Here is a 2,488-nt window from a genome sequence, read left to right as displayed (position 1 = left end):
TTGGCAATGATGACAATCCACCGGCGATCGCTATTTCCAATGCTTCGGTGCTGGAGGGCGATCTCGGTGATACCGGCACGGCGGTGTTCACCGTTAGTCTGAGTAATCCCAGCCAAGAAGCGATCGCGGTGACCTACAGCACCGCTGATAATACGGCCACGTCGGGAGGAGCTGTGGCGGCTGGCAACGGTGACTATATCCCCGTGGTGGACGGGGTGCTGAATTTCGCGGCAGGCGAGACCCTGAAGCTGATTACCATTACGGTGAATGGCGACGATATCAGCGAGGGGACGGAAACCTTTAACGTCAACCTCACCGATACGGGTGGGGCCACGCCTAGCAATGTCTCAGGCATTGGCACCATTGGTGATAATGACCAACTCCCGCAGATCACCATCTTGAATACGGCGGTGCAAGAAGGAGCGTTGGGCGAAACAGCGATCGCCACCCACACGGTACTCTTGTCAGATCCAAGCGCCCAAACGGTAACCGTTGGCTTTGCTACGGCCAACGGCACGGCCAGCGTGGCCAACAATGACTATCTCGCCACCTTTGGACAACTGACCTTTGCTCCAGGGCAAACCGTAGCCACCATCAATGTCACGGTGGTTGGAGATGATACCTTTGAGCCGGCTGAAACCTATGTGGTCAACCTCAGCAATCCCAGCAATGCTGGTCTGAGTAACGCCCAGAGCATTGGCACCATCGAAAATGATGATCTCCAGCCGGTGATCTCAATCTTTGGGGTGACGGTGGATGAAGGGGATGCGGGGACGACTCTGGCACCATTCACGGTGCAGTTGTCTCGACCCAGCTCTGCGCCGGTGATCGTGGCCTATCAAACAACAAATGGCACGGCAACAACAGCTCCTGGCGTGGGCGGCAATGACTATACGGCGGCCTCCGGCTTCGTGACCTTTGCCGCTGGGCAAACGACTCAGGTGGTGAACATTACGGTGAATGGCGACACCACCTTTGAGGGTGGCGGCCTTGAAACCTTTGATGTGCGGCTGAATAATCCCACGGGCGGCATTCTGAGCTCCAGCGCTCGTCAGGCCACGGGCGGCATTCAAGACGACGATGACCTTCCTACGGTGGTGATCAACGATGCCAGTGTCATTGAGGGAGATGCGGGTACCAGTGATTTGATCTTCACCGTGTCGCTGTCAGGGGTGAATGCGGACACCGCTCAGGTGGACTACCAGGTGAATGATGGCACGGCCACCGCTGCCAATAATGACTACCTTGCCGATACGGGCACCTTGGTCTTTACGCCAGGGCAAACCGAGCAAACCCTGACGGTGCAAGTGGTCGGTGATACGTCGTTTGAAGACGACGAGACTCTCACCGTAGCGCTATCTGGTTTCGACGGCATGGCGGCTGGGAATGCGGTTGTGGGTACGGGCACGATCTTGAATGATGATCAGCCCACGACCTACAACTTTGAACGGGCTGCCTATCGCCTGCGGGAAGGAGACAGAAGAGCGATCGTGGATCAGGTACAGGTGGTGCGATCGGGCGATATTAACCAGGCCAGTACGGTAACGGTGTTGTTGGCGGCAGGCAACCCTCCTGCCACGCCTAGGGTAGACTTCACGCCCGGGCCAATCACCGTGACCTTTGCCCCCCGACAAACCACGGCATCTGTTTCCCTTGAAATATTAGGCGACACCGACTTTGAACCCGATGAGGTGATCAATCTTTCCTTTGGCACCCCGGGCAATAGCGGACGCATTGGCACCACCCGCCCCACCACGACGTTCACGATCCTGAACGATGACCCAGAACCCCAGATCTATGAGTTCAATCGAGCCTCGTACAGTGCCCGCGAGCCGAGGCGCGATCGCCGCATTGTCGAAACGGTGCAGGTAACGCGTTCGGGAGACATTACGGTCGATTCGCGGGTTGATGTGCGGCTGACGGGAACATCGGCAACGGCGGGCAATGACTTCTTGTCTGGGCCCGTGCGGGTGCAGTTTAGCGCTGGTGAGACGGTGCAGTTGGTGCCGATTACCATCCTGGCCGATGACCTGGTGGAAGATGATGAAGAGATGCGGCTCTCCTTCACCAATTTCAACCGCAATGGCATCGCGGGCGATCAAAATACGGCCACCTTCACCATTCTCGATAATCCTCCTCCGGTTGAACCACCGCCGGGTCGGGTGCCTATCTACAACTTCTCATCTCAGAGCTATCGAGTGCGGGAGGGCGATCGCCGCCGCATTGTAGAAATTGTGCAGGTAACGCGCTCCGGCAATACGGCCATCAGTTCGCGGGTCGATGTGCGGCTGAGAGGTACCTCTGCTACAGCAGGCGATGACTTTGGGGCAGGCCCTGTGCAGGTGCAGTTTAGCGCCGGTGAGACGATCCAGGCGGTGCCGATTACCATCCTGGCGGATGACCTGGTGGAAGATGACGAAGAGGTGCGGCTCTCCTTCACCAATTTCGACCGTAATGGCATCGCGGGCGATCGCGGTACGGCCAATTT

At 57.6% G+C, this 2,488-nt stretch carries 1 protein-coding gene; it reads left to right on the top strand.

Features of this window, described 5'->3' with window-relative positions:
- On the top strand, window positions 1-2,488 hold a 2,488-nt coding region (locus tag JUJ53_RS19515; RefSeq protein ID WP_275415810.1), incomplete at both ends, for a Calx-beta domain-containing protein.

The organism is Leptolyngbya sp. CCY15150, assembly GCF_016888135.1.
GTDB lineage: Bacteria > Cyanobacteriota > Cyanobacteriia > RECH01 > RECH01 > RECH01.
This window is presented reverse-complemented; position numbering and strand designations above follow the sequence as displayed.